Origin of the sequence: Actinomadura sp. NAK00032 (assembly GCF_013364275.1) — a bacterium.
Classification (GTDB): domain Bacteria; phylum Actinomycetota; class Actinomycetes; order Streptosporangiales; family Streptosporangiaceae; genus Spirillospora.
Map to the genome: position 1 here is coordinate 1,677,517 of NZ_CP054932.1, position 26,331 is coordinate 1,703,847.

25 protein-coding genes and 1 pseudogene are annotated in these 26,331 nt (G+C 73.9%); 19 read left to right on the plus strand and 7 right to left on the minus strand.

Annotated elements, in window-relative coordinates:
* The first annotated feature begins 55 nt into the window (after positions 1-55).
* Entirely contained in the window at positions 56-883 is an 828-nt protein-coding gene (locus tag HUT06_RS07900; RefSeq protein ID WP_368406957.1) for a DeoR/GlpR family DNA-binding transcription regulator, read from the plus strand.
* Positions 884-909: 26 nt separating this feature from the next.
* On the opposite strand, the gene HUT06_RS07905 is transcribed toward HUT06_RS07900, so the two are convergent.
* On the minus strand, positions 910-2,073 hold the full coding sequence (locus HUT06_RS07905) for a class I tRNA ligase family protein (RefSeq protein WP_254715041.1): 1,164 nt from the start codon (positions 2,071-2,073) through the stop codon (positions 910-912).
* Between the two features lie 268 nt (positions 2,074-2,341).
* Between HUT06_RS07905 and HUT06_RS07910 the strand changes: the two genes are divergently transcribed.
* Together HUT06_RS07910 and HUT06_RS07915 are read left to right on the plus strand one after the other, a co-directional pair.
* The gene (locus HUT06_RS07910) at positions 2,342-2,794 is read left to right on the plus strand and encodes an ATP-binding protein (protein ID WP_176195107.1); all 453 of its coding nucleotides are present in this window, start codon (positions 2,342-2,344) and stop codon (positions 2,792-2,794) included.
* A gap of 2 nt (positions 2,795-2,796) precedes the next feature.
* Positions 2,797-3,222, plus strand: a complete 426-nt coding sequence (locus HUT06_RS07915) for a VOC family protein (protein ID WP_176195108.1) — start codon at positions 2,797-2,799, stop codon at positions 3,220-3,222.
* A 16-nt stretch (positions 3,223-3,238) separates the two neighbouring features.
* Here the strand turns inward: HUT06_RS07915 and HUT06_RS07920 are convergent, their stop codons facing one another.
* Entirely contained in the window at positions 3,239-4,150 is a 912-nt protein-coding gene (locus HUT06_RS07920; protein WP_176195109.1) for a hydroxymethylglutaryl-CoA lyase, read from the minus strand.
* A gap of 127 nt (positions 4,151-4,277) precedes the next feature.
* Between HUT06_RS07920 and HUT06_RS07925 the strand changes: the two genes are divergently transcribed.
* The 5 genes from HUT06_RS07925 to HUT06_RS07945 are packed head-to-tail and all read left to right on the plus strand — an operon-like array spanning position 4,278 to position 10,769.
* A complete protein-coding gene (locus HUT06_RS07925) occupies positions 4,278-4,940 on the plus strand; it encodes a GntR family transcriptional regulator (RefSeq protein WP_217711249.1) in 663 nt (220 codons plus the stop codon).
* Entirely contained in the window at positions 4,941-6,164 is a 1,224-nt protein-coding gene (locus tag HUT06_RS07930; protein WP_176195111.1) for a CaiB/BaiF CoA-transferase family protein, read from the plus strand.
* 26 nt (positions 6,165-6,190) lie between these two features.
* Positions 6,191-8,251, plus strand: coding sequence for a hydantoinase/oxoprolinase family protein (locus tag HUT06_RS07935; RefSeq protein WP_176195112.1), 2,061 nt, complete (start codon positions 6,191-6,193; stop codon positions 8,249-8,251).
* Positions 8,251-10,146: a hydantoinase B/oxoprolinase family protein gene (locus HUT06_RS07940; protein ID WP_176195113.1), complete on the plus strand. Its 1,896-nt coding sequence runs from the start codon at positions 8,251-8,253 to the stop codon at positions 10,144-10,146. Before HUT06_RS07935 ends, HUT06_RS07940 begins: the two co-directional genes overlap by 1 nt.
* Positions 10,143-10,769 (plus strand): isochorismatase family protein, encoded by a 627-nt coding sequence (locus HUT06_RS07945; RefSeq protein ID WP_176195114.1) that lies wholly within the window; start codon positions 10,143-10,145, stop codon positions 10,767-10,769. The genes HUT06_RS07940 and HUT06_RS07945 overlap by 4 nt, the downstream gene beginning before the upstream one ends.
* On the opposite strand, the gene HUT06_RS07950 is transcribed toward HUT06_RS07945, so the two are convergent.
* Positions 10,762-11,388, minus strand: coding sequence for a TetR/AcrR family transcriptional regulator (locus tag HUT06_RS07950; protein ID WP_176195115.1), 627 nt, complete (start codon positions 11,386-11,388; stop codon positions 10,762-10,764). The two genes, HUT06_RS07945 and HUT06_RS07950, sit on opposite strands and share 8 nt — an antisense overlap.
* A 103-nt stretch (positions 11,389-11,491) precedes the next feature.
* Between HUT06_RS07950 and HUT06_RS07955 the strand changes: the two genes are divergently transcribed.
* Positions 11,492-12,511 (plus strand): oxygenase MpaB family protein, encoded by a 1,020-nt coding sequence (locus tag HUT06_RS07955; protein WP_176195116.1) that lies wholly within the window; start codon positions 11,492-11,494, stop codon positions 12,509-12,511.
* A gap of 14 nt (positions 12,512-12,525) precedes the next feature.
* Here HUT06_RS07955 and HUT06_RS07960 read toward each other — a convergent pair whose 3' ends face one another.
* From HUT06_RS07960 to trxB, 3 genes are read right to left on the minus strand one after another with little or no spacing between them, the layout of a single operon-like run.
* On the minus strand, positions 12,526-13,296 hold the full coding sequence (locus HUT06_RS07960; RefSeq protein WP_176195117.1) for a TIGR03943 family protein: 771 nt from the start codon (positions 13,294-13,296) through the stop codon (positions 12,526-12,528).
* Positions 13,293-14,321 carry a permease gene (locus HUT06_RS07965; RefSeq protein WP_176195118.1) on the minus strand — a complete coding sequence of 343 codons (1,029 nt, stop codon included), beginning with the start codon at positions 14,319-14,321 and terminating at the stop codon, positions 13,293-13,295. Before HUT06_RS07965 ends, HUT06_RS07960 begins: the two co-directional genes overlap by 4 nt.
* On the minus strand, positions 14,321-15,262 hold the full coding sequence (gene trxB, locus HUT06_RS07970; RefSeq protein WP_176195119.1) for a thioredoxin-disulfide reductase: 942 nt from the start codon (positions 15,260-15,262) through the stop codon (positions 14,321-14,323). The genes HUT06_RS07965 and trxB overlap by 1 nt, the downstream gene beginning before the upstream one ends.
* Before the next feature lie 163 nt (positions 15,263-15,425).
* On the opposite strand from trxB, the gene HUT06_RS07975 reads away from it, so the two are divergent.
* The 10 genes and pseudogenes from HUT06_RS07975 to HUT06_RS08020 all read left to right on the plus strand — a co-directional run bounded on the left by HUT06_RS07975 (position 15,426) and on the right by HUT06_RS08020 (position 25,215).
* Entirely contained in the window at positions 15,426-16,142 is a 717-nt protein-coding gene (locus HUT06_RS07975; RefSeq protein ID WP_176195120.1) for a tRNA-dependent cyclodipeptide synthase, read from the plus strand.
* Between the two features lie 38 nt (positions 16,143-16,180).
* Entirely contained in the window at positions 16,181-17,512 is a 1,332-nt protein-coding gene (locus HUT06_RS07980) for a cytosine permease (protein ID WP_217711250.1), read from the plus strand.
* A 1-nt stretch (position 17,513) separates the two neighbouring features.
* Complete coding sequence (locus tag HUT06_RS07985; RefSeq protein ID WP_176195122.1) at positions 17,514-17,873, plus strand: rhodanese-like domain-containing protein; 360 nt, start codon at positions 17,514-17,516, stop codon at positions 17,871-17,873.
* Between the two features lie 48 nt (positions 17,874-17,921).
* Positions 17,922-18,404, plus strand: a complete 483-nt coding sequence (locus HUT06_RS07990) for a co-chaperone YbbN (protein ID WP_176195123.1) — start codon at positions 17,922-17,924, stop codon at positions 18,402-18,404.
* A 98-nt stretch (positions 18,405-18,502) separates the two neighbouring features.
* On the plus strand, positions 18,503-19,744 hold the full coding sequence (locus tag HUT06_RS07995) for a S8 family peptidase (protein WP_176195124.1): 1,242 nt from the start codon (positions 18,503-18,505) through the stop codon (positions 19,742-19,744).
* 61 nt (positions 19,745-19,805) lie between these two features.
* Positions 19,806-20,720, plus strand: coding sequence for a LysR family transcriptional regulator (locus tag HUT06_RS08000; protein ID WP_176195125.1), 915 nt, complete (start codon positions 19,806-19,808; stop codon positions 20,718-20,720).
* A 71-nt stretch (positions 20,721-20,791) separates the two neighbouring features.
* Positions 20,792-21,706, plus strand: coding sequence for a LysR family transcriptional regulator (locus tag HUT06_RS08005; RefSeq protein WP_176195126.1), 915 nt, complete (start codon positions 20,792-20,794; stop codon positions 21,704-21,706).
* Positions 21,707-21,850: 144 nt separating this feature from the next.
* Positions 21,851-22,492, plus strand: a complete 642-nt coding sequence (locus HUT06_RS08010) for a TIGR03086 family metal-binding protein (protein WP_176195127.1) — start codon at positions 21,851-21,853, stop codon at positions 22,490-22,492.
* A 47-nt stretch (positions 22,493-22,539) separates the two neighbouring features.
* A pseudogene (locus HUT06_RS45560) lies at positions 22,540-22,638 on the plus strand (ribosomal protein L7/L12); the annotation flags it as partial.
* A gap of 432 nt (positions 22,639-23,070) precedes the next feature.
* The gene (locus HUT06_RS08020) at positions 23,071-25,215 is read left to right on the plus strand and encodes an acyl-CoA dehydrogenase (protein ID WP_176195129.1); all 2,145 of its coding nucleotides are present in this window, start codon (positions 23,071-23,073) and stop codon (positions 25,213-25,215) included.
* On the opposite strand, the gene HUT06_RS08025 is transcribed toward HUT06_RS08020, so the two are convergent.
* On the minus strand, positions 25,208-26,320 hold the full coding sequence (locus tag HUT06_RS08025; protein WP_368406958.1) for an aldo/keto reductase: 1,113 nt from the start codon (positions 26,318-26,320) through the stop codon (positions 25,208-25,210). The genes HUT06_RS08020 and HUT06_RS08025 overlap by 8 nt on opposite strands.
* Between the last annotated feature and the right edge of the window lie 11 nt (positions 26,321-26,331).

Below are 26,331 nucleotides of genomic sequence, written 5' to 3' on the forward strand. Positions count from 1 at the left end.
TCCATCGCCGCAACGAGCAGGTAAGACCAGGGGAGTGCAGGGCTAGAATCCTCGGATGACCTTCGCCCCGGACGCGCCCGCCGGAAGGGGGGCCGGTGTGACCCGGCACGAGCGCTGGAACGCGCTGCTCGAACTGCTCGCCGACGCGGGCCGGCTGACGGTCGAGGAGGCGGCCCGGCGGATGGGGGTGTCGGCCGCGACGATCCGCCGCGACTTCGACCAGCTCGCGCAGCAGCAGATGCTGACCCGCACCCGCGGCGGCGCCGTGGCGCAGAGCGTCAGCTACGACCTGCCGCTGCGCTACAAGGCGGCGCGGCACGCGTCGGAGAAGCAGCGGATCGCGGCGGCGACCGCCGAGCTGGCCGTGCCCGGGTCGATCATCGGGCTGAACGGCGGGACGACGACCTCGGAGGTCGCCCGGGTCCTGGCCACCCGCGCCGACCTGCACGCCGAGGGGGCGACGCCGGCGCTGACGATCGTGACGAACGCGCTGAACATCGGCAACGAGCTGGCCGTCCGGCCGCATGTGAAGATCGTGCTGACCGGCGGGGTGCCGCGCCCGCAGTCCTACGAGCTGACCGGGCCGCTGGCCACCGGGCTCTTCGACCAGGTGACGCTGGACGTGGCGATCATCGGGGTGAACGGGGTGGACGCCCGGCACGGCGCGACCTGCCACAACGAGGGCGAGGCCGACGTGAACCGGCTGATGGCCGAGCGCGCCGAGCAGGTCGTCGTGGTGGCGGACGGCTCCAAGGTCGGGCACCGGGCGTTCGCCCGGATCTGCGCCGTCGGCGACATCGACGTCCTGGTCACCGACAAGACGGTGCCGGACGCGGAGGTCGCGGCCTTCACCGAGGCCGGCGTCCGCGTGATCCGGGCCTAGCGAGGCGATCAGGGCCTGGCGAGCCCTCAGGAGAGCGCCAGCAGGTGCAGGGCGAGCCGCGCGGAGCCGGCGCCGTCCTGTTCGGCGATGGCCAGCGCGGTGGGGACGTCCAGGTCGTCCAGCAGCGCCTGCGTGACGGCCTCCTCGGCGGTGGCGGACGAGGGGCGCCGCCCGGCGGCGGTGTGGAGCCGGTCCAGGACGGCCGCGGCCTCGTCGAGGGCCTCCGGGGTGTAGTCCCAGGCGTCCCGCCACGGCGTGCTGATGAGCATGAGCCGGACGGCGACGGCCGGGTGGTCCGGGACGAGCTCGGACACCAGCACCAGGTTCCCGGTGGACTTGGCCATCTTCTCGCCGTCCCGGCGGACCACGCCCACGTGCAGCCAGGCGCGGGAGAAGGGCCGCACGCCGGTGAGCGCCTCGGCCATGGCGGCCTCGTAGGCGTGGTGGGGGAAGCACAGGTCGGCGCCGCCGGCGTGCAGGTCGACGGCCGGGCCGAAGACGGTCATGGCCATCGCGGCGCACTCGGCGTGCCAGCCGGGGCGGCCGGGGCCCCACGGGCTGGGCCAGGCGGGCTCGCCCGCGCGCGACGGCCGCCAGACGGCGACGTCGAACGGGTGCTCCTTGCCGGGGTCGCCGGGTTCGTCGCCGTACTCGGCCATCAGCGCGCGGGCCTCCTCGCCGCCGAGCCCGACCCGTCCGGGGATGTCGGCGCCGCGGAAGCGCACCGCGCCGTCCCGCAGGTAGGCGTGGCCGGACGTGAGGAGTCCCCGCGCGAGCGCGATGACCTCCCGGACGTGGTTGTGGGCGCGCGGCTGGTGGTCGACGGCGTGGACGCCGAGCACGTCGAGGTCGCGTTCGAAGTAGTACTGCTGGACGGCGGCGAAGCTGTCGTAGGGGCTGCCGGCGCGGTGCGCGGCCCGGTCGAGCACGTCGTCGACGTCGGTGACGTTGCGGCAGACGCGCACGGTGCCGCCGGCGTGCCGCAGGACGCGGGCGGCGATGTCGGCCCAGACGAAGGTGCGGGCGTGGCCGAGGTGGGTCGCGTCGTATGGGGTGATGCCGCAGACGTACATGCGGGCGGGTCCGGCGACGGGCAGCGGGCGGCCGCCGAGCCGGAGGGTGCGGTCGGGCGCGCCTGTGCCGCCTGCGGGCATGCCGGCGTCGCCGGTCACGGGTGCGGTGGAATCCACGGGAACGCGTTCCTCACGCTGGTCGGGAGGCCCGGGGGCCCTGGCACTCGATGGGTTTCCTCCCAGTGTGCGAAGAATGCGGTAAAGGTAGAACCCCCGGCGTTCCCGCGCTTGGCGACCTCCCCGCCCCCCGGGCATGCCGAACCTGAAAGGTCCCGTCTAACGTGCCGGTGATCAGGGAAGACCCCCGTTGGGCGGGCCTCGCCGTTCGCTCGCGAAGGGACCATGGACGATTGCCCTGGGGCAACGAGTGCGGTCGGAGGACGCCATGACCGGCAGCGGGGAGCGCGTCGGCGATCCGCCGGACACGGGGGCGCCGCCCGCCGCCGAGCGGGCCGCGCGCCCGCGGCGGCTGCCCTTCGACGCCGCCGCGCTGAAGGCGGCGCGGGCGCTGGTCGTCGAGGCCGCGGCCGAGGCCGGGCTCGACGAGGACCGGGTCCAGGACGCCGAGCTCGTCGCCAGCGAGCTGACCGCCAACTCCGTGGAGCACGGCGGCGGCACCGGCGTGCTGTGGATCTGGCACGACGCCACCCACCTCGTCATCGAGGTGAGCGACGCGGGCTACATCGCCGACCCGCTGGCGGGCAAGCGGCCCGTGCCGCCCGACTCGATCGGCGGACGGGGGCTGCTGCTCGTCCATAAGCTCGCCGATTTCGTCCGCATCCGGACAGAACCCGGCAGAACCGTCATCAGGGTCTACTTCACCCGCGCGATGATGTGATCATGACGGAGATCTCAGCGCAGGGCTATGGACCGGACCACGCGTCGCCGTTCACCTTCGGGCTGCACCACGTGCAGATCGCGATCCCGCCCGGCAGCGAGGACGCCTGCCGCGCGTTCTACGTGGACGCCCTCGGCATGAAGGAGATCGTGAAGCCGCCGGTGCTGGCCGCGCGGGGCGGGCTCTGGGTGCGCGCGGACGCGCTGGAGATCCATCTCGGCGTCGAACAGGACTTCCGCCCGGCCCGCAAGGCGCATCCCGGCATCCGCGTCGGCGACCTGGACGCCCTCGCCGAACGGCTGGCGGAGCACGGCACCGAGGTGGCCTGGGATGACGACTTCCCAGGCCACCGCCGTTTCTACGCCTTCGACAACCTGGGCAACCGGCTGGAGTTCCTGCAGCGGGACGGCACGCGCCCCGAGTGGTGACCGGCCGCCGCGGCGGTCAGGAGGCGGGGAAGGACCCGGCGGGGAAGGGCCCGGCGCGGCCGAGCAGCGCCTGCACGGGGCTGTCCAGCCGCTCGCTCAGCCAGGCCGCCGTCTCCGTCACCGGGGCCGCCTGGACGCCGGTCCGGACGCCCATCCGGTCCAGCGCGTAGACCAGGTCCTCGGTCGCGATGTTGCCGGTCGCGGCGGGCGCGAACGGGCAGCCGCCGAACCCGCCGGTGCTCGCGTCCAGCGCGCTCACCCCGTGGTCGAGCGCGGTCAGCGCGTTCGCGTAGCCGGTGTTGCGCGTGTTGTGGAAGTGGCAGCGCAGCGGCACACCGGGCGCGATCTCGGCGGCGCCGGTCAGCAGCGCCCGCACCTGCGTCGGGACGCCGACGCCGATCGTGTCGGCCAGCGCGATCTCGTCGGGCTCGCTCTCGGCGATCCGCCGCACCAGGTCGAGGACGTGCTCGGCCGGCACCTCGCCCTCGAACGGGCAGCCGAAGGACGCCGCGATCGTGACGCTGCGGAACAGCCCGGCGGCCCGCGCGTCGGCGGCGATCCGCGCCCAGTTGGCCAGCCCCTCCTCGACCGAGCAGCCCTGGTTGCGGCGGCTGAACTCGTCGGTCGCCACGACCACCACGTTGACCTCGTCCACGCCGGCGGCCAGCGCCCGGTCGAGGCCGCGCGGGTTCAGGACGAGGCCCGCGTAGCGCACCCCGTCCGCCCGGGGGACGCGCTCCATCACGGCCTCCGCGTCGGCCATCTGCGGGACGCGCTTGGGATTGACGAAGCTGACCGCCTCGATCCGCCGCAGCCCGGCGGCGACGCTCCGCTCGATGAGCCGCACCTTGTCGGCGGTGGGCAGGATCGCGGCCTCGTTCTGCAGGCCGTCCCTGGGCCCCACCTCGATGACTTCGACGTCCGCCATGGGCCCTTCCCTTGTATGCAATCTGTCGACATGCCGAGAATCGGCCAGGTAGAACCCTTGTGTCAAGCGACCGAAATGCTTATCTTGCATGCAATCGACCGCTGAGGAGGTTCGGATGGTCCGTGCCGTGGACCGTGTGTACACACGGCTGCGCGCCGACATCCTGGACGGCGTCCACCCGCCCGGGGCACGGCTCGGCGAGGCCGAGCTGGCCGAGCAGACCGGCTCCAGCCGGACGCCGGTCCGGGAGGCGCTGCGCCGGCTGGAGGTCGAGGGGCTGGTCGAGGTGCTGCCGCACCGCGGCGCCCGCGTCCCCGACTGGACGCCGGAGGACCTGGAGGAGATCTACGACCTGCGGATGCTGCTGGAGGGCGCCGCCGCGCGGCGGGCCGCCACGCGCATCGAGCCGAAGGACGTGGACCGCATGGACGAGCTGTGCGGCCTCATGGAGCGGGCGGCGGGCCCCGGCGACGGCCAGGACCTCGACCGCGTCGCGGAGCTGAACGCCGAGTTCCACGGCATCGTCCGCGCGGCGGCGGCGAGTGCTCGGCTGGTGTCGATGCTCAACGCCGTCGTCCAGCTCCCGCTGGTGATGCGCACGTTCCACCGGTACTCGCCGGACGACCTGGCCCGCAGCTCCGCGCACCACCGGGAGCTGGCCGCCGCGCTGCGGGCGGGCGACGGCACCTGGGCCGAGTCGGTGATGCGGGCCCACGTGCTCGCGGCCAAGGCCGTGCTCCTCCGCGCCCCCGACCCCTCCCACGACGACACCGAAACGAGGATCCGCTAGATGTCAACGCACGACGGCGCCGCTCAGGACGCCCGGGGACCGCTCGCCGACCTGCGCGTGGTGGAGATGGGGCAGTTGCTCGCCGGCCCCTTCTGCGGCCAGCTGCTCGGCGACTTCGGCGCCGAGGTGATCAAGCTGGAGTCGCCGGGCGCGGGCGACCCGATGCGCCAGTGGGGACGGGAGAAGCCGCACGGCAAGTCCCTGTGGTGGCCGGTGGTCGCGCGCAACAAGAAGTCGGTGACGTGCAACCTGCGCACCGCCGAGGGCCAGGACCTGGCGCGGCGGATCATCGGGCAGGCGGACATCGTCGTGGAGAACTTCCGCCCCGGCACGCTGGAGCGCTGGGGCCTGGACTTCGACTCGCTCCGCGAGGCGAACCCGGGGCTGATCCTCGTCCGCGTGTCCGGTTTCGGGCAGAGCGGTCCCTACGCGCCGCGCGCCGGATACGGGTCGATCGGCGAGGCGATGGGCGGCATCCGGTACGTGACGGGCGACGCGGAGAACCCGCCGTCCCGCGCGGGCATCTCGCTCGGCGACTCCCTCGCCGCCGTGTTCGCCACGATCGGCGCGCTCGTCGCCGTCCACCACCGGAGCAACACCGGCCGGGGCCAGATCGTCGACTCGGCGATCTACGAGGCGGTGCTGGCGATGATGGAGTCGCTGCTGCCCGAGTGGGCCGTGGCGGGCTACCAGCGCGAGCGCACCGGCTCGGTGCTGCCGAACGTGTCGCCCAGCAACGTCTACCCGACCGCGTCCGGCGAGATGATCCTGATCGCCGCCAACCAGGACACCGTGTTCGGACGCCTCGCGAAGACCATGGGCCGCCCCGAGCTGGCCGAGGACCCGCGCTTCGCCGGGCACGCCGACCGGGGCCGCAACATGGCCGAGCTGGACGAGCTGATCTCCGCCTGGTCGGCGACGCTCGGCACCGAGGCCCTGCTGGAGACGCTCCACGAGGGCGGCGTCCCCGCCGGGCGCATCTACACCGCCAAGGACATGTTCGACGACCCGCACTTCGCGGCCCGCGAGGCCATCGTGCGGCTCGTCCACCCCGACTTCGGGGAGCTCCCGATGCACAACGCATTCCCCAAGCTCAGCGAGACGCCGGGATCGGTGCGGCACGCCGGTCCGGCGCTCGGTGAGCACAACAGGGAGGTGTACGGCGGCCTCCTGGACCTCGGAGAAGAAGAGATCGCCGCGCTGGCCGAGCGCGGAGCCATCTAGAGCAGGTACGGCATCGGGAGACCGACATGGGTTATCGCCTAGGCGTCGATGTAGGAGGCACGTTCACCGACGTGCTGCTGGTGGACGAGGAGACCGGCGTCAGCCACCGCGCCAAGACGGCGTCCACTCCGGCTGACCAGTCCGAGGGCGTCCTCAACGGCATCCGCAAGGTGTGCCGGGACGCGGGGATCGAACCGGCCGAGGTCGCGCACGTGCTGCACGGCACCACGGTCGCGACCAACGCGATCCTCCAGGGCAGGGGAGCGCGGGTCGGGCTCGTCACGACCGAGGGGTTCCGGCAGGTGCTGCAGATCGGCCGATCGTTCGTGCCGGGCGGGCTGGCCGGCTGGATCATCTGGCCGAAGCCGGAGCCGCTGGCCCGGCTGGAGCACACCGTGGAGATCCCCGGCCGGATCACGGCGGACGGGGAGGTCGTCACCCCGCTGGACGAGGACCGGGCCCGCGCGGCGCTGCGCCGGCTGGCCGGGGCCGGGATCGAGGCGCTGACCGTCTCGCTCATCAACTCGTACGCCGACGACGCGCACGAGCGGCGGGTCGCGGAGCTGGCGGCCGAGGAGCTGCCGGGCGTGCCGGTGTCGCTGTCCAGCCACGTCCTGCCGGAGATGCGGGAGTACGAGCGGACCGTCACGACCGTGGCGAACAGCTACGTGCAGCCGGAGGTCGCCCGGTACGTCGGCAACCTCGACCGGTCGCTGACCGGCAGCGGGATCGCGGCGCCGCTCGCGGTGCTGCGCAGCGACGGCGGCCTCACGCGGGCCGACAAGGCGGCCGAGGACCCGGTGTCGCTGCTGCTGTCCGGCCCGGCGGGCGGGGTGACCGGCGCGGTGTGGTTCGCCGAGCAGGCCGGGTTCCCCGACTTCCTCACCTTCGACATGGGCGGGACGTCCACGGACGTCGCGCTGGTGCTCGGCGGCCGTCCCCGGATCGGCCGGGAGACGAGCGTCGGCGACCTGACCGTCCGGGCGACCAGCGTGGACGTCCGCACGGTCGGCGCGGGCGGCGGCTCGATCGCGCACGTCCCCGAGCTGACGAAGGCGCTGCGGGTCGGCCCGCAGTCGGCGGGCGCCGACCCCGGCCCCGCCGCCTACGGCACCGGCGGCACCGACCCGACGGTCACCGACGCGAACGTGGTCCTCGGCTACCTGCCGACGGAGCTCGCGGGCGGGGAGATCTCGCTGGACGTCGAGGCCGCCCGCAAGGCGGTCGGCACCGTCGCCGAGGCGATGGGCCTGCCGAGCGTCGAGGCCGCCGCGGCGGGGATCATCGACATCGTCAACGAGAACATGCTGGGCGCGCTGCGGCTGATCAGCGTCCAGCAGGGTTTCGACCCGCGCGAGTTCGCGCTGATGTCGTTCGGCGGCGCGGGTCCGCTGCACGCCAACGCGCTCGGCCGGCTGACCGGCTCCTGGCCGGTGATCGTGCCGCCGTCGCCGGGCGTGCTGTGCGCCTACGGGGACGCGACGACCTGCGCCCGCGACGAGAGCGCCCGCACGATGGTGCGCCGCTTCTCCACCCTCGACGACACCGAGCTGCGCGCCGCGCTCGCCGAGCTGGCCGACGCCGCCGCCGGGCGGCTGGAGGCCGAGGGCGTCCCGCGCGGCAGCCAGACCGCGACGTACCAGTTCGACCTGCGCTACCACGGGCAGGGCTTCGAGATCCCCGTCGAGGTCGGCCGGGCGACCGTGGACGGCGACCTGCTCGCCGAGCTGGGCGCCGCGTTCGACGCCGAGCACAAGCGGCTGTTCTCGTTCCTGCTCGACAACGAGCGCGAAGTGATCAACCTGCGGGTCACCGTGAGCGGCCCGCGCCCCGAGGTCGCCTGGCGCACCCTCCCGGAGGGGGACGGCGACCCGTCCGCGGCACTGGTCCGCGAGACCGAGGTGTGGATGGACGGCGCGTCCGTGCCCGCCCGCATCTTCGACCGTTCCAAGCTCCGCGCCGGGGACGTCGTGGCCGGTCCGGCCGTCGTGGTCGAGATGGACTCCACCACCCTCGTCCTGTCCGGGCACGCCGCGACCGTGCACCCGAGCGGCAGCCTGCTGATCCGTCCCACTGAGGAGGGCTGATGGCCGAGATCCTGCAGACCACCACCGAGCCGGTCGGCCGGGTGGAGGTCGACCCGGTGACCCTGGACATCATCGAGAACGCGCTGCGCAACGCGCGGCACGAGATGGACGAGGTGCTGTTCCGCACCGCGCTGTCCCCGGGGATCCGCGAGCAGCACGACGAGTTCCCGCTGATCGCGGACCCGTCCGGGAAGATGGTCGTCGGCCAGTTCGGGCTGTCGGTGCCCGACTTCCTGGAGAACTTCGACGGGACGATCGGCGAGGGCGACATCCTCATGACGTCCGATCCGTACGCGTGCGGCGCCGCGATCAGCCACGCCAACGACTGGCTGCTGGTCGTGCCGATCTACCACGGCGGCCGGCTCGTCGGGTGGTCGTCGATGTTCGGCCACATGTCGGACGTGGGCGGCAAGACGCCGTCCTCGATGCCCGCCGACGCCCGCACCATCTACGAGGAGGGCGTGGTCGTCCCGCCGTTCAAGCTGTACGAGGGCGGTGAGCTGAACGAGGCGGCGCTGCGCATCATCCTCAACCAGGTGCGGATGCCCGACTGGAACCGCGCCGACCTGAACGGCCTCGTCGCGGCCTGCACGACGGCGGCGCGGCGGGTCACCGAGCTGTGCGACCGGTTCGGCGTCGAGACCTACCTGTCCGCGCTGGACGCCCTGCTCGACCGCAACTACCAGGCGATGAAGGTGCTGCTCGCGACCCTCTTCGAGGACGGGCAGACGCTGGAGTTCGCCGACTACATCTGCGACGACGGCTGCGGCTACGGCCCCTACGAGCTGAAGATCTCGCTCACCCGCACCGGCGAGAAGATCCACCTCGACTTCAGCCACGCCGCGCCGCAGGCGGTGGGGCCGATCAACTACTTCATCAACGAGAACCTCGTCCGGATGTTCTTCGGCATCTACGTGATCACGGTGGCCGACCCGCAGATCCTGTGGAACGACGGCTTCTACCCGCTGATCGACGTGACGATCCCCGAGGACTCGTTCTGGAAGCCGCGCCACCCGGCCGCGCTGAACGCCCGCAACCACGGCATCGGCCGCGTGTTCGACCTGTTCGGCGGGCTGCTCGGGCAGACGAACCCGGAGATCCTGAACGCGGCCGGGTTCTCCTCCTCGCCGCACTTCATGTACTCGGGGCACTACACGTCCGGGCCGCGCGAGGGCGAGTGGTTCCAGCTGTACTCGATCGGGTTCGGCGGCGTGCCGGGGCGCCCGGTCGGGGACGGCCCCGACGGGCACTCGCTGTGGCCGTCGTTCGTCAACATCCCCTGCGAGTACCTGGAGTCGTACTACCCGCTGCGGATCGAGCGCTGGGAGACGATCGCCGACTCCGGCGGCGCCGGCCTGCACCGGGGCGGCAACGGCGTCGACGTCGCCTACCACTTCGAGGAGCCCGGCACGATCGCGATCCACGACGACCGCTGGCTCACCTACCCGTGGGGCGTGAACGGCGGCCGTCCGGGGGAGCGGGGCCGCAAGTGGATCGACCGGGCGGACGGCACGCGCGAGGTGCTGCCCAGCAAGGTCCACGACGTGCCGGTGGCGCCGGGCGACGTACTGCACTTCGTGACGTGGGGCGGCGGCGGATGGGGCGACCCGCTCGCCCGTCCCGCCGAGCTGGTCGCGACGGAGGTGCTGCGCGGCCTCGTGACCGCCGAGGGCGCCCGCGACGGGTACGGCGTCGTCTGCACCGGTGACGGCGTCCTCGACGCGGAGGCCACCGAGGTGCTGCGCGCGGAGATGGCCGCCGACCGGACGGAGATCCCCGTGTTCGACATGGGCCCGCCGCTGGCGGAGATCCTCGCCCGCTGCGAGGAGGAGACCGGGCTGCCCGCGCCGCGCCCGCCGGTCGACGTCCGCTCCGCGGCGGCGCTGCGCCGATGACCGGGTCGGACGAGCTGATGGCCGACTACCGGTCGTCCGGCTTCGGCGAGAGCCTCGGCTGCGGGGACGCCCCGGCGGTACTGGTGGTCGACTTCGCCCGCGCCTACCTGGAGGACGGGTCGCCGCTGCGCGCCCCCGTCGAGGACGCCCTCGCCGCGGCGGTCACGCTGATCGGCGCGGCGCGCGGCGCCGGCGTCCCGGTGCTGTTCACCCGGGTGAGCTACCAGCCGGGCGGCGCGGACGGCGGCCTGTTCCGCCGCAAGGTGCCCGCGCTGCGGGTGTTCGAGGAGGGGAGCCCCCTCGGCGACTTTGCCGAGGGGGTCGCCCCCCGGCCCGGGGAGACCGTCGTCACCAAGCAGTACGCGAGCGCGTTCCACGGGACGTCGCTGGCGGCGACGCTGACCTCGTCCGGCATCGACACCCTGGTCATCTGCGGGCTCTCCACGAGCGGCTGCATCCGGGCCACGGCCACGGACGCGCTGCAGCACGGGTTCCGGCCGCTCGTGGTGGACGAGGCGTGCGGCGACCGCGACCCGCGCCTGCACGCCGCCAACCTGCTCGACCTCCAGGCCAAGTACGCCGACGTCGTCTCCCTCGACCGCGCCCTGGAGCTGATCACCTGACCGCGGCGGTGCCGTGGAGCGCGAGGGAGAGCTCCACGGCGCTGTCGACGACCGCGTCGAGGTCGTCGCCGAGCCGGCCGTCCGCCCACCGCTGGGCCAGCTCGGTCATCGCGCCGGTGAACATGGTCGCGGCGACGACGACCGGGAGCCGCGGGTTCTCGATGTTGCTCATCGCGAGGACGCCGTCCAGCAGGGCGGTCTGGGCGGCGCGGCGCCGCTCGGCCAGCACCTCGTTGCCGCGCGCCTCGGCGAACAGCACGCGGCCCCGGCGCGGGTCGTCGCTGATGAAGCGGAGCACGCTGCGGATGCCGGCGCGCGTCCGGGCGTCCGGGCTCGGGCCGGCCTCGTCGAGCGCGGCCGCCAGCGCCTCGCCGAGCGCCGCCGCCTCCCGGTCGTAGACGGCAGCCAGCAGCTCGTCGGTGTCGGGGAAGTTCTCGTAGAAGTACCGGGTGTGCAGTTCGGCTTCGCGGCACACGGCGCGCACCGTGAGCGACGCCTCGCCCTCCTCGCCGAACAGCCGGTACGCGGCCCTGACCAGCATGTCGCGCCGCTCGTCCCGCCGCCGGCTCGCGGGCACGCCGGCCCACCGGGTGGACGTGGCCGTGCGCGCGTTCGCCATGCCCCGACGATACCCCCGGCCCGCGCCGGGCACCCGGAGTCTGGACACGGGCGTACCCAAACACTTACTCTGGCCACAGCTGTAGCCAGAATTGGGAGTCCAGATGGCGGCCACCACGAGCCCCGGCAAGGGCAACATCGTCGCGACGCGCTTCGAGCAGGCCTTCGACGCCGACATCCGCTCCAGGTTCTTCAAGGGCCTGGACTTCGCCGGCCCCGACGGCGACCCCGGCTGGTTCGGGCCCGGCAGCGCGGTCTGGTACGTGCACTCGCACCTGCCCACGCTGATCCTCGGCCTGGTCGGCGCCGCCTACATCGAGGGCCTCGACCCGAGCATCAGCTGGATGGCCTACGACCACTCCCGCATCCCCGAGCGCGCCGGCGGCGTCCCGACCGGCAACATCGACCCGGAGGGCGCCGCCGTCCGGCTCGGCCACTCCCTGTCGTTCTTCATCGGGACCGCCTACGGCTCCACCGCGACGGCCGAGCGCCTCGCCCGCACCGTCCGCGCCATGCACCACACCGTGAAGGGCACCCGCCCGGACGGCCTGCCCTACGACGCCGACGACCCCGAGTGGCTGCGCTGGAACTACGCCACCGTCGTGTGGGGGCTCGCGACCGCGCACGAGCGCTACCACCGGCGCCCCCTGCGCGGCCCCGCCCTGGACCGCTACTACGGCGAGTTCGTCCGCGTCGGCGAGGCCCTCGGCGGGACGGACCTGCCCGCCACCAAGGCCGAGGTCGCCGAGTGCCTGGAGTCCTACCTGCCGCGCCTGGCCGTCACCCCGATCAAGGCGTTCGGGACCGGCCCGAACCTCCGCGACAGCAAGGCCAAGCCGTGGGAGCCCGGCAGCCCGTTCATGGACTGGGCCGCCCGCGACATGCTCCCCAGATGGGCACAGAAGCTCTGCCTCTACCAGCCGCCGAACCCCGTCGCGCTGCGCGCGCGCAGAGCGACGCTGTGGCTCGTCCTCAACGGCCTGCACGACGCCACAGGCCCGATCCGGGAGTACCGCGAGGCCGAGGCCCGCGTCGCGGGCGGCGCCTCCGCTCCGGTCGCCTCCACGGCACCGGCCGCGCCCGACCCCGTCCTCACGCGGGACGAGGTGGAGGCGACCGCCTGACCGGCCGTGCCGGCTCAGTCGTAGGGCTGCTCGGGCCGCTGGATCGGGACGGCCCGCGTCGCGTCCATCGCCTGCTCGTCCGTCGGCGGGGTGCCCGCCGGCGGGCGGCGCCAGGTGCCGGTGACCTGCACCCACCGGTCGGCGGGCGGCTGCGGCACGCCGTGCACGATGACGCGGAACGCGACGGCGTCGCCCGCGCAGCACGCGATCTTCATCCGGGTGAGGTACCAGCCGCCCTCGCGGCGCGGGGTGACGAACCCCGTCAGCCGCACCCGGACGCCCTCCAGGGCCTTCGGGTTGCCGCGCTGCGCCTGGAACGCCCGCCCGATGTACTCGCCGATCGACATCTGCGCCGGCGCCACGGACACGGCGATCTCGCCGTACTGCCGCGAGTCCGCCGGGGGCGCGGGCGCCCGGCCGGTGCCGCGCGAGGCCATGTACGACCCGAGCGCGGGCGGCGCGATCACGGCGATGACCAGCACGGGCAGCCCGAGCAGCCACGCGACCCGCGGCCCGCGCGAGTGGTCGTGCCCGTGCTCGTCGTGCCCGTGGTCGTCGTGCCCGTGGTGGTCGTGCCCGTGCTCGGCGGGGTCTTCGTGCTCGGCGGGCGCCGGCCGGCGGACGAGGCCCGCGACGCCGAGCGCGATCAGCACCGCGGCGGCGGTGAGCAGCGGGATCCGGAAGCCGGGCCGCACATAGTTCAGGTACTCGCCGGTCGGCAGCGTGATCCAGGCGGCGGCGAGGCCGAGCGTGATCAGCAGCAGCGACTGCGCGTGCCGGTTCACAGCAGGATCCCTCCGGCGGCGGTGCCGCAGACGACGGCGAGGACGAAGGTCAGCGGGACGAACCGGATCGCGAACGAGCGTCCGAAGAAGCCGGTCTGCAGCGCGATGAGCTTGAGGTCGACCATCGGGCCGACGACGAGGAAGACGAGCTTGGCGGTCGGGGAGAAGCCGGTCAGGCTCGCGGCGACGAACGCGTCCGCCTCCGAGCAGATCGACATGAGCACCGCCAGGAAGGCCAGCACCAGGATCGACGCCAGCGGGACCCCGCCGACGCCCGTCACCCACTCCGGCGGGATCAGCACGTTGATCGTCGCGGCGGCCAGCGCGCCGACGACGAGGAAGCCGCCCGCGTGCATGATGTCGTGGGTCATCGCCTCCCGGAACGCCGTCCAGCGGGCGGCGCCCTCGGCGGGGCGGCGGCGCGGGACGCGCAGCCACTCGCCCTTCCCGAACAGCAGCCACGCCCAGCCCGCGACGACGGCGGTGAGCAGCGACGCCCCGAACCGCGCCGCCGCCATCTCCGGCTGCCCGGGGAACGCGACCAGCGTCGCCACCAGCACGACCGGGTTCACGGCGGGCGCGGCGAGCAGGAATGTCAGCGCGGCGGCGGGCGCCACGCCGCGCGCCATCAGCCCGCTCGCGACCGGCACGGACGCGCACTCGCAGCCCGGCAGCACGGCGCCGAGCGCGCCCGCGACGGGGACGGCCGAGCCGGGGCGGCGAGGCAGCACGCGGGTCCAGAACGCCGCCGGGACGAACGCGGTGATCGCGGCGGACAGCGCCACGCCGAACACCAGGAACGGCAGGGCCTGCACGCACACCGCGACGAAGATCGTCGACCAGGCGTCCAGGGCGGGGGCGGAGACGCCGGGCGCCACCCAGCGGCGCCCGGCGACCAGCACGACGGCCGCGGCGCCGAACAGCCACAGCGCTCCGCCGAGGCTGGACGTGCGGGGCTGTCCCCAGTCGGCGGGGGGCAGGATCTCTTCGTCCCATGCGGCGGCGGGGTTGGGGGACCGGGGCATCACGCCATGATGGCATGGCCTTGCGCTAGGTGACGCTCGGCGTCGAGGGCGGCGGCGCACCCCGTGCCGGCGGCGGTGACGGCCTGCCGGTAGTTGGGGTCGACCAGGTCGCCGCAGGCGAACACGCCCGGCAGGTTCGTGCGGCTGCTCGGCGCCTCGGTGACGACGTGGCCGTGCTCGTCCAGGTCGACCTGGCCGGCGAACAGGGCGCTGCGCGGGTCGTGGCCGATCGCGACGAACAGCCCCGAGACGTCGAGGCGCCCGGTCCGGCCCGTGCCGGTGTCGCGGACGGACAGCCCGGTGACGGCGTCGGTGCCGTGCACGGCGGTGACCACGGTGTTCCACCGGACGTCGATCTTCGGATCGGTCAGCGCCCGATCGGCCATGATCTTGCTGGCGCGGAACGTGGCGCGCCGGTGCACGATCGTGACGGACGCGGCGTACCGGGTGAGGAACGTCGCCTCCTCCATGGCGGAGTCGCCGCCGCCGACGACCGCGATGTCCCGGCCCTGGAAGAAGAACCCGTCGCACGTCGCGCACGACGAGACGCCCTGGCCGAGCAGTTCGCGCTCGCCGGGGACGCCGAGCGGCCGCCACGCCGACCCGGTCGCGAGGATCACCGCGCGGGCCCGGTGCTCGCCGTCGGCCGTCCACACCCGCTTGACGTCGCCCGCGAGGTCGACGCGCACGGCGTCGCCGGTGACGACGGCCGCGCCGAACCGCTCGGCCTGCTTGCGCATCCCCTCCATCAGCTCCGGGCCCTGGACGCCGTCCGGGAAGCCGGGGAAGTTCTCCACGTCGGTCGTCGTCATCAGCGCGCCGCCGGCCTGCACGCCCTCGATCACCAGCGGGCGCAACCGCGCGCGGGCCGCGTACACGGCGGCGGTCAGGCCGGCCGGTCCCGAGCCGAGGACGATCAGATTCCAGACGCCGTTCTCCACGATGTTCCCCTTCTGTCGGCGAGAAGATCAGACTAAGGTGCGAATTGGCGTTCTCCTGGGGTTATGCGCCTGCGGCATAACCCGCTGGCATTAGCGGCGCCGCGGCCTGCCCCGCACACTTCCGATCGAACCGAATTATCGGAGTCGAAGGAGTGACGGGACGATGTACGAGACGGAACCGCTGTCCGCCGAATGCGCGCGGGCGCTGCGCCGGCCGGAGCATGTCTGCATCGGGGTCAGCCCGTTCAACAGCTACTTCAGCACCGCGCGGCTGGCGAGCCTGGCGCGCTGGGCGGCCACCGCTTTCGCCGGTTTCCATTTCTTCGTGCCGGACGAGATCACCGCCTACACGTTCGAGGCGCTCGGCTACCCGGCCGGAAGGGCCCGGCAGAAGGCGCACCGGCAGTCCAAGTACACGCACAACAAGATCCGGACGGCGCTGTCGTCGGCCGGCGTGCCGGATGCCGCGGACCGGGTGCTGAGCATGGTCCGGCTGAACGCCAACGCCCGGTACCAGGAGCTGTTCGACCAGGCCGCAGGGCTCTTCGAGGACAGCGCGGAGTTCCGGGAGGCGTGCCTGGAGGCGACCCGCTGGGTCCTTGAGCACAAGCTGCCGGACGGGGACGCCACCCCCGAGCAGTTGCGTTCGGGCGTCCGGTACTTCCTCGCGGAACTGCCGATGTTCGCGGGCTCGGGATACATCGTGGGCGCGTCCCACTCGGTGTTCGCCTACCACCAGCGGGTGCGTTTCCTTGAACGGTTCTTCAACCGCGAGCTGGAGTGGTCGCCGCGCCCCGGGCAGGGTTTCCTGATCGTCCGCCCGGCCGATGACCGGCCCGCCGCGGAACGGCCGTTCAGCTCGCTCGGAACCGCGAGATAGGCGACGCCATGGAAACGGCTAATGCGCCGGAAACGGCAGTGGGCCACGACGACTATTCGCTGGTCCGCGTCCCCGCCGAAGCGAGAAGATCGTGGATTTCCGTCGCGGTGCAGCGCTTCGGCCAGGTCTCCTCATTCCAGCAGTTCATGGTCGGTGCCGTGCTCGGCTACGGAATGACGTTCCGGGACGCCGTGCTCGCCATCACGATCGGCTCGGTGATGCTGGAGGCCCTCACGATCCTGCTCGGCGTCGCCGGCGTCCGGGAGGGCCTGTCCACGTCGGTGCTGGCGCGCTGGGCCGGGTTCGGGCGGCGCGGCTCGGCGCTGGTCGGGATGCTCGTCGCGGTCAGCCTGGCCGGCTGGTTCGGCGTCCAGAACGGGGTGTTCGCGCAGGGCATGCACGACCTGACCGGCTGGTCCCACGAGTGGGTGTGGGCCGTGCTGGGCGGGGCGGCGATCACCGCGGTCACCACGTACGGCTTCCAGACGATGGCCTGGGTCGGCTACCTGGCCGTGCCGGCGTTCCTGGTGCTCGCCCTCGTGTCGATCGCGGACGCGCTGCGCGACCACTCGCTCGGCGCGCTGGTCGCCGCCGCCCCGCCGGGCCCGCACCTGTCGCTCGGCGCGGGCGTCACGCTGGTGTCCGGCGCGTTCATCCTCGGCGCGATCATGACGCCGGACATGACCCGGTTCAACCGGCGGCCCGCCGACGTGGTGAAGCAGACGCTCCTCTCGGTGACGCTCGGCGAGTACCTGATCGGGATGATCGGCGTCCTGCTCGCGCACGCCGCCCGCACCGACGACGTGGTCGGCATCGTGACCTCCTCGTCCGGGCTGCTCGGCACGCTGGTGCTCGCCACCGCCATCCTGAAGATCAACGACTGGAACCTGTACTCGTCGTCGCTCGGCCTGGTCAACGCGATCCACGTGCTGACCGGGCGCCGGGTCGGCCGCGTCCCGGTCACCGTCGTGCTCGGCGCCGCCGGGACGCTGCTGTCGGCCGCGGGGATCGTGCACCGGTTCACCGGGTTCCTGACCGCGATCGGCGTCCTCGCGCCGCCGGTCGCCGGGATCATCATCGCCGAGTACTTCGTCGTCCGGACCTGCCGCGCCCCGCTCAGGTCCGGCCGCGATGCCGGGGCGGCGCCGCCCGACCCCGCGGACTGGATGCCGCGCGCCCTGGTCAGCTGGGCCGCGGGCACCGCCGCCGCGGTCGCCGGCCTCGGCATCGCCACCATCACCTCGGTCACCGTCGCGTTCGCGGTGCACGCGGCGCTCGGCCGGCTGGCCGGCCGCCGCCGGACGCACCCGGTCCGGGACCCGGCGCGGCGACCGTCCCCCGTCCCCGCCGCCACCCCGAAAGGACACTGACGTGCTGCCCCTGATCACCCGTGACGATCTCGCCGCCGGGATCGAGGCCGGCGCGGTCGTCGTGGTCGACACGATGCCCGCCGCCTACTACGCCAAGGAGCACCTGCCCGGCGCCCGCAACATCCCCGGGTTCCCCTACGACCGGGCCGCCGAATTCACCGACGAGCACGCGCCCCGCGTCCTGCCCGACAAGGCCGCCGCGATCGTCGTCTACTGCGCCAACGTCCCCTGCCGCAACAGCGAGCTGGTCGGCGCGCGGCTCGTCCGCCTCGGCTACCCGAACGTGCGCAAGTACCGCGAGGGGATCGAGGACTGGGTCGCCGCAGGGCTGCCCACCGAGTCCGCCGTGGACGGCGGCTGACCCCACCCGAAGCCATCCGGAAGCTCCCCACCGAAGGAAGGATCCACTGTGAAACGCACGATCACCACCCTGGCCGGGACCCTGTCCCTGGCCGCCGCGCTGGTCGCCGGAACCGCGGCCGCGACCCCCGCCTCGGCCGCCGTCCCGCAGCAGGCGGCGCCCCGGACGCAGGCCGCCCCGGCCGCCGACCCGACCATCGTGGACGTCACGTCCGCCAACTACGCCCAGGTCATGGAGATGTCCAACACCAAGCCCGTGGTGCTGGACTTCACCGCCGAGTGGTGCCACTGGTGCCAGGTCGAGAAGCCCTACCTGCAGCAGTACCACGACCAGGACGGCGGCTCCTGGATCTGGGCGCGGGTGGACGTCGACCAGAACCAGAGCATCGTCCGCCAGTACGGCGTCCGCGGCATCCCCGCCCTCGTGAGCGTCCGCCGGGGCAGCGAGTACGGCAGCCGGTTCGTCGGCTTCGACCCGTCCTCGCCGCAGATGCTGCGGTACTGGCTGAACAACGTGATCAGCCGCTACTGAGCCGCCTCCCCTCCGAGCGCCGTGCCGGGCACGCGATGCCGTCGTGCCCGGCACGGCCCCACCCCGTCCACGACCCACCCCGAAGCGAAGGACCGGACATGAAGACGAAGCCCTGGCTCACGGCCGTGCTCCTGGCGGCGTCGGCCGCCCTCCCGCTCACGGCCACCGGCACGCCCGCGCTCGCCGGCGCCCCGGCGGGCGCCCCCGCCCCGCAGGAGGAGAGCAAGGTCTACATCATCGGGCTCCGCGACGTCCCCGCCGATCCGGCCGAGGTGGCGGCGACCGCGAAGGCCATGGTCGGCGCGTACGGCGGGACGCTGCGCCGCACCTACTACTCGGCCCTCCAGGGGTTCTCCGCCGAGCTGACGATGGACCAGGTCATGGCCTACTTCGGCGACACCCGCGTCACCTCGGTCACCCCCGACCAGACGTTCCGCGCCGCCGGCGCGCGGCGGGCCGGCATCCGCACGGCCGGCATCCGCATGGCGGGCACGCAGTACTACCCGCCGTCCTGGGGCCTGGACCGCATCGACCAGCCCGACCTCCCGCTCGACCGCACCTACCGCTTCCCGGGCGACGGCGCGGGCGTGCGCGTCTACGTCCTCGACACCGGCATCCGGACGAGCCACCGCGAGTTCGGCGGCCGGGCCCGCGCCGCCTTCGACGCGCTCGACCCGGACGGCTCGGCGGGCGCCAGTGGCCAGGACTGCAACGGCCACGGGACGCAGGTCGCCGCGACGATCGGCGGCCGGTACGTCGGCGTCGCCAAGGGCGTCCAACTGGAGTCGGTGCGCGCGCTCGGCTGCGACGGCACCGCGACGGGCGAGCAGGTCATGACGGCGATCGACTGGGTGAGCGCGCACGCGCGGCGCCCCGCGCTGCTCAACCTCGGCTTCTCCGGCCCGTCGGAGTCCGTCATCGACCTGGCCCTCTACCAGATGACGGAGAACGGGCTCGCGTACACGGCGGCCGCCGGCAACGACGGCGGGGACGCCTGCGACGCCACCCCCGGCCGGCAGACCACGGCGATCTCGGTGTCGGCCACCGGCCGCGACGACCGCCGGACGGCGGGCGCCGACCACGGCTCGTGCGTCCACCTCTTCGCGCCGGGGGAGGGCATCGTGACGGCCGGTGCGCGGATGGACCGCGCCTACACCCGCGCCGGCGGGACGTCCTTCGCCGCCGCGCACGCCGCCGGCGTCGCGGCGATGTACCTCGCCCGGCACCCCGAGACGACGCCCGTCGAGCTGGACAAGGCGCTCAAGGACGCGGCCGCCCCCGGAAAGGTCCAGGACCCCGGTGCCGATTCGCCGAATCTGCTCCTCCAGACCGCCGAGTGAACTGTGTCACAATGCTGAATGCCAAGCGGGCTCCCCGCCCCGATCCGCTTGGGAGCATGGAATGCAGCTGGAACTGCACCACCTCAGAACGCTCCGCACGGTCGCCGCCGCCGGCAGCCTCAACCGGGCCGCGGCGCGGCTGCGGCTGCCGCAGCCCGCGCTCAGCCGGCAGCTGCGGCGCCTGGAGGACCTGTTCGGCGGCGCGCTCTTCGACCGCCACCACGACGGCGTCCGCCCGACGCCCCTCGGCCGGGTCGTGCTGCACCACGCGGCCGAGATCCTCGACGAGTGCGCCGCCATCCAGGACGACCTGGCCCGGCACCGGGAGCGGCAGACCGGCGTCATCCGGCTCGGCTGGACGTCCAGCTGCGTCGCCGACCTGCTGCTGGCCGTGCTGAGCCGGCGCTTCCCCGACACCCGCGTCGAAGTGCTGATCAACGATTCGGCGCGGGTGGTGACCGACTGGCTGGTGCACGGCGAGATCGACGTCGCGCTGCTGAACGAGGCCACGAACGCGCAGGCCCCGCGGCCGGACGGGCTCGCCGCCGAGCACGTCCTCGACGAGCGGCCGCGGCTGCTGCTGCGCGCCGACCATCCGCTCGCCCGGCGTCCCGCCGTGGGCATGGCCGAGCTGCGCGACGAGCGGTGGATCGCGATCGCCGGGCCGGACGGCTGCATCGCCGCCCTGCACCGCTGGTGCCGGCCGTTCGGGTTCGCGCCGCTGATCGCCCACCACCTGCCGCTGCACGGGCCGCACGAGGAGGTGGTGCGGCACGACGGCAGCGTCCTGCTCACCCAGGGGTGGCGGCCGGCGGCGTCCGGCCTCGCCCGCCGGCCGGTCGCCGGGCTGCCCTGGGGCTCGCGGCACACTCTGGTGTACCGGGAGGGCTGCGCCTGGACGAAGCACGTCCCGGTCTTCGCGCGGATGATGCGCGAGGCCCACCGCGCGCGGGTCGACACCTGCGCCCTGCTCTGACCGGGCCGCGCCGGAAAGCGCCGGGAAAAGCCGGGAGAGAAGGGCAAGAAGGGCGGGGAAAGGGCCGCGGGATGGACATCGAACTGCAGCAGTTACGCATTCTGCAGACGGTCGCGGAGGCGGGCAGCATCAATCGCGCGGCCGAGGAGCTCGGAATGAGCCAGAGCGCGCTGAGCCGCGCGCTGCAGCGGGTGGAACGCGCCGCCGGAATGCCGCTGGTCAACCGCGGGCAGGCGGGCATCACCCTCACCCCGGCCGGCACCATCGTGCTCGGCCACGCCGAGACCGTGCTGCCCGCCCTGCGCCGCATGTTCAGCGACGTCCGCAGCTGCCTGGCCGCCGCGGGCGGCCGGGCGCCCGCCCGGATCGGCGCCGCGCCCGCGCCCGCGCTGACCGCCTTCGTCCGCTGCGTGGAGGACCTCGGGATCGCCGCGCTGTCGCTGCTGGTGGACGAGTCCGGGCGGCGGCTCACCGAACTGCTCGCCAAGAACGAGATCGACGTCGCGATGTTCCGGCACTTCCCCGAGTTGGACCCGGAGCTGCCGGAGCACGTCCGGCACGCCGAGATCGCCGCGCAGTCACCGCACGTGTGCCTGCCGGACACGCACCCCCTCGCCGGACGCGCCGAGGTCCGGCTGTCCGACCTCGGCACCGACCATTTCGTCCTGTCCTATCCGGAGTGCCAGCCGCTCACCGGCCATTTCCAGACGGCCTGCGGCCTGGCCGGGGTCCGGCCGCGGATCAGCTACGCCAACAGCGCGTCCGCCGCCATCACGCTCGGCGAGGCGCTCGGCGCCGTCACGCTCACCTACTGGCCGAACATCACCGAGCCGCGCCGGCGGCATGTGGCGCTGCGCGGCACGCCGCTGGGCGCGGTGATGACGCTGGCCTGGACGGACGAGGGCCCGCTCTGCGACCTCGGCGACCAGTTGCTCGACTCGGTCCGGAGGATGCACGCGGCCTGCGCGAGCGCCGACCACGACTGACCGCGACTGACCGCGACTGCCCACGACTGACCGCGCCCGCCGCACGGGCCGCACCCGGCCGCGCCGCGATCGCCCGCCCGTGATGATTTTCCGCCGCCGCTCCGGTCTACAGAGCATGGGTCGTCACCCGATAGGAGACCGAGTGTGCGAGTGGACGCGAACGGCGGCAGGCTGCTGGACCGCGCGATCGGCTTCGCGCTGACGGCCGCCCAAGGGGTCTTGCCGCACATGCTCGCCCGCCGCACGCCGTGCGCGTCCTGGGACCTCGGCATGCTGCTCCTGCACGTGGCCGACTCCCTGGCCGCGCTGCACGAGGGCATGGCCGGCGGGCACGTCGAGCGGCGCTCGGAACCGGCCGGGGCGGACGATCCGGTGTCGGAACTGCGCGTGCAGGCCGTCCGCGTGCTGCGCGCGTCCGCCGCCCGCGGCACGGTCACCGTCGGGGACCGGCGGCTGCAGGGCGACCTGATGGCCGCCGCCGGGGCGGTCGAGGTCGCCGTCCACGGCTGGGACATCGCCCAGGCGACCGGGGAGGGGCGGCGGATCCCGCCGGTGCTGGCGGCCGACCTGCTGGCGGTGTGCCCGCTGGTGCTGCCCGCGCCGCCGCGCGGCCCGCTGTTCGCCGATCCGGTGGAGCCGCCGGACGACGCGCCCCCCGGCGACCGGCTCGTCGCGCTTCTCGGACGCCGCCCGGCGATGGGCCCGCGCCCGGAGGATGCGCGCTCGGGCGGGTTCGGCGAGAATCGTCCCGTCCGTTCCCCCGGCCAGAGGAGACAGACCCGGTGAAGTATCCGGTGTCCGCCCAGTACCTGCTCCCCGAGGCGTACGAGCGCGTGATCGGGCTCATCGCCGAGGAGAAGTACATTCCCGCCATCAAGCTCGTCCGGGAGGCGACCGGCCTCGGCCTCAAGGACGCCAAGGAGTACGTGGACTGGCTGAAGGGGCGGGTCTTCGCCCGGCAGGTGCCGCCGCAGGTGCAGGCGATGGCGCGCGCGATGATCGCCGACGGCCGGGCGAAGCCGGCGGCCAAGATGGTCCGTGCCGAGACCGGGCTCGGGTCGCAGGCGGCCAAGGACTTCATCCAGGCGCTCCGGGACGGGCGGGTCCGCGCGCCCGTGGCCGACCCGGGCGGGACGCTGTCGGAGCGGGTCCGGGCGTTCCAGGCGGGCGGGGACCACGCCTCGGCCGTCGCGCTGGTGTGCGCGGAGACCGGGATGAGCCCCGAGGAGGCGGAGCGCTTCGTCGCGGCGCTCCAGTAGCGGCGCCCGCCCTGGCCGTTGGCCAAGAGATCGGGACGACCCCTCGCCCCGGACGGCAACCGAATGCCATTCTGGTGTCCGGACGCAACGATGCCTGGAGGGGCCATGGCGATCGCCATCAGCGCGGAGCACCGCGAGCTGGCACGGACGGCGCGCGCTTTCCTGCGCGACCACGAGGCGCGGGCCGCGAACCGCGCGCTGCTGGACGCCGAGAAGGAGACGCTCCCCGCCTTCTGGACGGGGTTCGCCGAACTCGGCCTGCTCGGGCTGCACCTGCCCGAGGAGCACGGCGGCGGCGGGGCCGGCCTCCAGGAGCTGGTCGTGGTCGCCGAGGAGCTCGGCCGCGCCGCCGCGCCCGGCCCGATGCTGCCCACGATGATCGCGTCCGCGGTGATCGCCGCCGCCGGGACCGGCGACCAGCGGGCCCGCCTGCTGCCGGGCCTCGCGTCCGGCGCGACCCCGGCGGCCCTCGGCACCGGCGGCTCGCTGACCCTCGCGGACGGCACGGCGACCGGTGACGCGGGCGTCGTGCTGGGCGGCGGCCTCGCGGAGCTGCTCGTCCTCCCGGCGGGCGACGCCATGGTGATCGTCCGGGCGGACGCCGCGAGCGTCGAGGTCCCGGAGAACCTCGACCCGTCCCGCCGCTCCGCCCGCGTCCGGCTGGACGGCGCCGCCGCCGAGGTCCTGCCCGGCGCCCGCGCCCAGGCCGTCGCGATCGCCCGCACCCTGGTCTCCGCCGAGGCGGTCGGCGGCGCGCTCGAATGCGTGGAGAACGCCGTCGAGTACGCGAAGGTGCGGCAGCAGTTCGGCCGTCCGATCGCGACGTTCCAGGCCGTCAAGCACCACTGCGCGAACATGCTCGTCGCCGCCGAGCTGGCCACGGCCGCCGTGTGGGACGCCGCGCGGGCCGCGTCCGGGCCCGCCGACCAGTTCGAGCTGGCGGCGGCCGTCGCCGCGGCGCTCGCGCTCCCCGGGTTCACCTCCAACACGGGCCTGAACATCCAGGTGCACGGCGGCATCGGCTTCACCTGGGAGCACGACGCGCACCTGCTGATGCGCCGCGCCGCGACGCTGGAGGCCGTGTTCGACCCGCACTCCGCCGAGCGGGACGTGACCCGCCTGCGGGACGCCGGCGTCGTCCGGGCGGCGACCCTCGACCTGCCGCCCGAGGCCGAGGCCGAGCGGCCCCGGATCCGCGAGCTGGCCCGCGAGATCGCCGCGCTGCCCGCCGCCGAGCAGCGGCGGCGGCTCATCGACACCGGCTACGCGCAGCCGCACTGGCCGCGCCCGTGGGGCGTCGAGGCGAGCGCCGGGCTGCAGCTCGTCATCGAGGACGAGTTCCGCGCGGCCGGGGTGAAGCGCGTCCAGCTCGGCATCACCGGCTGGGTGATCCTCACGCTCGTCCAGCACGGCACCCAGGACCAGATCGACCGCTGGGTGCGGCCCGCGCTCACCGGCGACGAGATCTGGTGCCAGCTGTTCAGCGAGCCCGAGGCCGGCTCGGACGCCGCCGCCGTGAAGACCCGCGCCGTCAGGACCGACGGCGGCTGGATCGTCAACGGCCAGAAGGTCTGGACGAGCGGCGCCCAGCACTGCCGCTGGGGCTTCGCGACCGTCCGCACCGACCCGGACGCGGCCAAGCACGCCGGCGTGACGATGGTCGTCGTCGACATGGAGCACCCGGGCGTGGAGGTCCGGCCGCTCCGCCAGATCACCGGCGGGTCCGACTTCAACGAGGTGTTCTTCTCCGACGTGTTCGTCCCCGACGCCGACGTCGTCGGGCAGCCCAACCAGGGCTGGACGGTCGCCCGCGCGACCCTCGGCAACGAGCGCGTCAGCATCGGCGGCGGCGCCGGCGGCCCCGCCGGGCCCGACGTCGTCGCGCTCTACCGCGAGCACGGCGCGGGCGTCCCGGCCGGGGCCGAGCGCGTCGGCGCCTACCTGGCCGAGGAGCAGGCGCTCCGGGGGCTGAACCTGCGCTCCGCCGAACGCGCCGTCGCCGGCGGCGAGCCGGGCCCCGAGGGCAACATCACCAAGCTCGTCCTCGCCGAGCACGGCCACGCCACCGCCGACCTCCTCGCCGCGTTCGCCGGCCCCGGCACCGCGTTCAACGACGGCCTCGGCCAGTTCGCCGGGCTGATGCGGCTCGGCTCCCGGGGCATGTCGATCGCGGGCGGCACGTCCGAGATCACCCGCAACCAGATCGCCGAGCGCATCCTGGGGCTGCCCCGGGACCCGCTGATCAAGTAGCGGACGCGGCGGGCCGGCGGCGGTGCTGCGCGAGCAGCCCCGGCTCGCCCGCCCGGTGGTTGATCCCCGCCATGTCGGTGCCGGGCGGGACGACCTCGTCGACCGCGTCCAGCACCGCCGGGTCGAGGCGCAGCTCGGCGGCGGCGAGCAGGTCCTCCAGCTGCGCCAGCGTCTTCGGGCCGATGATCGTCGAGGTGATGGCCGGGTGCTCGCCGACGAACGCGAGCGCCAGGTGGGTGAGCGACAGCCCGGCCTCCTCGGCGATCTTCGTGAGCCGCTCGACGGCGTCGTAGCGGGCGGGGGCGCTCGGGTCGACGTCCACGGTGCGGTCCCGCCACGCCGGGTTGTCCGACGGCGCGAACCGGGACCCGGCGGGCGGCTGCACGTCGCGCCGGTACTTGCCGGTCAGCCAGCCGCCGCCGAGCGGGCTCCACGGGATGACGCCCATCCCGTGCCGCTGCGCGGCCGGGAGCATCGCCCGCTCGATCGACCGGGCGAAGATGGAGTACTGCGGCTGCTCGCACACGAACCGGACGCCGCCGCGCCGCTCGGCGGCCCACTGCGCCTCCACGATCTGGTCGGCCGGGAACGACGACGACCCCGCGTACAGGATCTTGCCCTGCCGGACGAGGTCGGACAGCGCGTCGAGCGTCTCCTCCAGATCGGTGTCCCAGTCGCGGCGGTGGATCTGGTAGAGGTCGATGCGGTCGGTGCCGAGCCGCCGCAGGCTGTCCTCCACGGCGCGGACGATGTACCGCCGCGACCCGCCCTGCGCGTTGCGCTCGTCGCCGAGCGGGAAGAAGAACTTCGTCGCGAGGACGACGTCGTCCCGGCGGCCCTTGAGGGCCTTGCCGACGATCTCCTCGCTCTCGCCGGCCGAGTACATGTCGGCCGTGTCGATGAAGTTGATCCCCGCGTCCAGCGCCCGGTGGACGATGCGCTGGGACTCGTCGTGGTCGGGGTTGCCGACGGCTCCGAACATCATGGCGCCGAGGCACTGGGTGCTGACCTCGACGCCGGTACGGCCGAGCTTGCGGTACTGCATCTGCGCTCCCTCGTAGGTGACCGCGCAGCACGCTACGACCTGGAGCGCGCTCCAGGTCAAGCGCCGATCCG